Annotated in this window: 3 protein-coding genes; all 3 read right to left on the bottom strand. The window is 60.3% G+C overall.

The window, feature by feature from the left end; translation table 11 throughout:
- Positions 1-1,517 (bottom strand): 2-oxoglutarate dehydrogenase complex dihydrolipoyllysine-residue succinyltransferase (gene odhB, locus QZ653_RS06275; RefSeq protein WP_296418635.1); only part of this gene is annotated, 1,517 nt, incomplete at its 3' end.
- The gene (locus QZ653_RS06270) at positions 1,517-4,477 is read right to left on the bottom strand and encodes a 2-oxoglutarate dehydrogenase E1 component (protein WP_296418633.1); all 2,961 of its coding nucleotides are present in this window, start codon (positions 4,475-4,477) and stop codon (positions 1,517-1,519) included. The genes odhB and QZ653_RS06270, both read right to left, overlap by 1 nt.
- A gap of 39 nt (positions 4,478-4,516) precedes the next feature.
- Positions 4,517-4,889: hypothetical protein (locus QZ653_RS06265; protein ID WP_296418632.1), on the bottom strand; the 373-nt coding region annotated here is incomplete at its 5' end.

Genomic DNA, 4,889 nt, shown 5'->3' with positions numbered 1-4,889 from the left:
CGTGGATCCTCAAGCGCTTCTTTGACCCGCACGAGGAACGTCACAGCCCCTTTGCCGTCCACGATCCGGTGGTCATAGGACAGCGCCAGATACATCATCGGGCGGATCACGACCTCACCATTGATCGCCATGGGGCGGTCCTGGATTTTATGCATCCCCAGAATGCCCGACTGCGGCGGGTTCAGGATGGGCGAGGACATGAGCGAGCCGTAAACACCCCCGTTGGAGATCGTGAACGTCCCGCCCTGCATTTCCGCCATGCTCAGCTTGCCGTCACGCGCCTTCGCACCCTTTTCGGCAATCGCCTTTTCGATGGCGGCAAAGGACATGGCGTCGGCGTCGTTGATCACCGGCACCACAAGACCCGTGGGCGTGCCTGCGGCGATGCCCATGTTGACGTAGTTCTTGTAAACGATGTCGGTGCCGTCAATCTCTGCGTTGACCTCGGGCACTTCGTTCAGGGCGTGCACGCAGGCCTTTGTAAAGAAGGACATGAAGCCCAGTTTCACGCCGTGCTTCTTGAGGAACAGGTCTTTGTATTCGTTGCGCAGGGCCATCACCTCGGTCATGTCGACCTCGTTGTAGGTGGTCAGCATGGCGGCGGTGTTCTGGCTGTCCTTGAGGCGCTTGGCGATGGTCTGGCGCAGACGGGTCATTTTGACCCGTTCTTCGCGGGCGGCCTGATCGGCGGCCACAGGCGCGCGCGGGGCGGCGGCTGCGGGGGCAGGTTTTGCGCCGCCTTCAAGGGCCTTCAACACGTCCTCTTTCATGACGCGACCATCCTTGCCGGACCCCGTGACATCGCCCGATGACAGATTGTTTTCCGCCATCATTTTCTTGGCCGATGGGGCGTCTTCCACGTCCTTGCCAGTGTCGCCGCCTTGGGCGGCAGGGGCAGTGGTGGTTTCGGGCGCATTGTTGGCCAGTGCTGTGGCGGGGGCCTTGGCGTCGGTGGACATGATCGCCAGCTTGCCACCGGCCTCAACCGTGCTGCCCTCTTCGGCCAACAGTTTGGTCATGACACCGGCAGCGGGGGCCGGAACCTCGACGGATACCTTGTCGGTCTCCAATTCGCACAGCATCTCATCGGCTTCGAACGCCTCACCGGGTTTTTTGAACCAGGTGGAGACTGTCGCCTCGGTCACGCTTTCGCCCAAGGTGGGGACCATGACGTCGATCTCATCGCCACCGCCTGCGCTGTCGTCTTCGCGGGGCTTCACGTCCTCGGCACCGGCGTCGATGGCCTTGGGGGCCTCTTTGGGCGCGTCGTCGGAGGCTTCGCCGCCTTCGCTGATCTGTGCCAGCAGGGCGTCAACGCCCACAGTGTCGCCTTCGCCAGCGACGATTTCGGACAACGTGCCGGCGGCGGGGGCCGGAACCTCAACCGTGACTTTGTCGGTTTCAAGTTCACACAGCATTTCGTCTTGCGCGACAGTATCGCCGGGCTTTTTGAACCAAGTGGCGACGGTGGCTTCGGTGACGCTTTCACCAAGGGTGGGGACGCGGACTTCGGTCATTATTTCGATCCTTCGATGGTCAGCGCGTCATCAACGAGCGCCGTTTGTTGTGCTTTGTGCTGTGAGGCCAGACCCGTGGCGGGCGACGCAGCGGCAGCCCGTCCGGCATAGACAGGGCGGGTGTGTGTGGCGCCGATGCGGGTCAAGACCCATTCGATGTTGGGTTCAATGAACGACCACGCGCCTTGGTTTTTGGGTTCTTCCTGACACCAGACCATTTCGGCGTTTTTGAACCGTTCAAGTTCCTTGACCGCCGATTGCGCGGGGAACGGATAGAACTGTTCGAACCGCATCAGATAGACGTCGTCGATCCCACGGGCGTCGCGTTCTTCCAGCAGATCGTAATAGACCTTACCGGAACACATCACGACCCGTTTGATCTTGTCATCGGCCACCAGTGTGGTGTCCGAATTGCCGTATTGCGCATCGTCCCACAGCACGCGGTGGAAGGACGATCCGGTCTGGAATTCCTCGGCCTTGCTGACGGCCATCTTGTGGCGCAACAGGGATTTGGGCGTCATCATGATCAGCGGTTTGCGGTAGCTGCGGTGCAGCTGGCGGCGCAGGATGTGGAAGTAATTGGCAGGCGTCGTGCAGTTGGCCACGATCCAGTTGTCCCCGCCACACATGGTCAGGAACCGTTCCAGACGCGCGCTGGAATGCTCCGGCCCCTGGCCTTCGTAGCCGTGGGGGAGCAAGCACACGAGGCCCGACATCCGCAGCCATTTGCTTTCACCGGAACTGATGAACTGGTCAAACATGATCTGCGCGCCATTGGCGAAATCACCAAACTGCGCTTCCCACAGGGTCAGCGCGTTGGGTTCGGCCAGCGAATAGCCATACTCAAAACCCAGCACTGCGTATTCAGACAGCATCGAGTCGATGACCTCATACCGCGACTGCCCCTCACGGATGTTGTTCAGGGGGTAGTAGCGGTCCTCGGTCTCTTGGTTCACGATGCCCGAATGGCGCTGTGAAAAGGTTCCACGAGTGGAATCCTGACCGGACAGACGTACCGGATAGCCTTCGGTCAGGAGCGAACCAAACGCCAGCGCCTCACCGGTGGCCCAATCGAACCCTTCGCCGGTTTCAAACATCTTGGCCTTGGCGTCCAGAATACGGCCCACGGTTTTGTGCATGGGGTAGCCGTCCGGCACCGATGTCAGGGCGCGTCCAACTTCCTCAAACGTCTCTTTCTTGATGCCGGTTTTGCCGCGCTGGTACTTGCCCTGTTCGCGCTTGTCCAAATGGGACCACTTGCCATCCAGCCAGTCGGCCTTGTTGGGTTTGTAATCCTTTCCGGCCTCGAATTCTTCGTTCAGATGGGCCTGGAAGGCGGCCTTCATGTCCTCGATCTCACCCTCGGGGATCAGACCGTCGCGGACCAGACGTTCGGTATACAGCGTCAGCGTTGTCTTTTGCTGTTTGATCTTTTTGTACATGACCGGGTTGGTGAACATGGGCTCATCGCCCTCGTTGTGCCCAAACCGGCGGTAACAAATGATGTCGAGGACCACGTCCTTGTGGAACTTCTGGCGGAACTCCGTCGCGACCCGCGCGGCGTGGACCACAGCCTCCGGATCGTCGCCGTTCACGTGGAAAATCGGCGCCTCGACCATCAGCGCGATGTCCGTGGGGTAGGGGGACGATCGTGAGAAGTGTGGCGCGGTGGTAAACCCGATCTGGTTGTTCACCACGATATGCATGGTGCCGCCGGTTTTGTGGCCGCGCAGACCTGACAGGCCAAAGCCCTCGGCCACAACGCCTTGGCCCGCAAAGGCCGCATCGCCATGGAGCAGGATCGCCATGGCCTTGGTGCGGTCTTCGTCATGGGTCTGGTCCTGCTTGGCGCGGACTTTGCCCAGCACCACAGGGTTCACCGCCTCAAGGTGGGACGGGTTCGCCGTCAGCGACAGGTGCACATTGTTGCCGTCGAATTCACGGTCGGATGACGCACCAAGGTGGTACTTCACATCACCGGAGCCATCGACGTCCTCTGGTTTGAAGCTGCCGCCTTGGAATTCGTTAAAGATCGCCTTGTAGGGCTTTTGCATGACGTTGGCCAAAACGGACAGACGGCCCCGGTGGGGCATCCCGATGACGATGTCTTGCAGGCCCAGTTGGCCACCGCGTTTGATGATCTGTTCCATGGCGGGGATCAGCGCCTCCCCCCCGTCCAGACCAAAGCGTTTGGTGCCCATGTATTTGACATGGAGGAACTTCTCAAAGCCCTCGGCCTGCACAAGGCTGTTCAGGATCGCCTTGCGCCCGTTCTGGGTAAAGGCGATTTCCTTGGCCTTGCCTTCGATCCGTTCCTTCAGCCAAGCGGCCTCCTCGGGGTTGGAGATGTGCATGTATTGCAGCGCAAAGGTGCCGCAATATGTGCGCTGCACAATGGCGAGGATTTCGTTCATCGTCGCCATTTCAAGTCCAAGGACGTTGTCGATGAAGATCGGGCGGTCCATGTCGTCTTTGGTGAACCCGTAGGACGCGGGGTCCAGTTCGGGGTGCGGGGTCTGGTCGCGCATGCCCAACGGGTCCAGATCAGCCACCAGATGGCCACGGATGCGGTAGGCGCGAATGATCATCAGCGCGCGGATGCTGTCCAGCACAGCGCTGCGCACCTGTTCCTCGGTAATCGCCACGCCCGCCTTGGTGGCCTTGTCCTTGATCTTCTTGCCCGCAGCCTCCGGTTCAGCCGCCCACTGGCCGTCAAGCGCTGCGGTCAGGTCGTCGTTAGGTTGCGGTGGCCAGTCATTGCGCGCCCAAGAAGGGCCTGCGGCCTCTGCTTTGGCGTCTGCGGGCGCATCGCCCAGCGACCGGAAAAACGCCTGCCATTGTTCATCGACGGCACCGGGATTGTCCGCATATCGCGCATAAAGCTGTTCGATATATTCCGCGTTATGCCCCTGCATAAAGGACTGTGCGTGGAAGTCGTCGTTGGATGGTTGGTCGGTCATTGGGAAAACCTCAGAATGAGCGGTACGAAGGGGAAGGCGTTATTCATTGGGTGAACGATCAAGACGCGCAGCAGCGGGGTAGGTTCCAAAGGCGCCATTGTCGCCAAGCTTGGCAAAATCGGTGTTGCGCCGCCACGAGCGGTCGTTTTCAGTGACGATATCGTTTGTGCCCACAGACAAAAACGACATGTCTGCGACGTCGGGAAAGCCGCCTGCGGCCTCGGCACGGGCAACAAAGTCCGCAGCCTCAGGTCCGGCCCAGAGGCACGACAGGTTGTCACCCTGTGACAGGATCACAGCGACTGCACCCTCGCGGACATACATCTGACCGAAATCAGGATCATTGAGGGAGGCTTGAAACGCCACCGCCATCTCATCAATCGCGTCGTTCTGCGCCGATGGTGTGGCGTCG

This window comes from Pseudooctadecabacter sp. (genome assembly GCF_020627745.1).
In the GTDB taxonomy this organism is placed as follows: Bacteria; Pseudomonadota; Alphaproteobacteria; order Rhodobacterales; family Rhodobacteraceae; genus Octadecabacter.
This window is presented reverse-complemented; position numbering and strand designations above follow the sequence as displayed.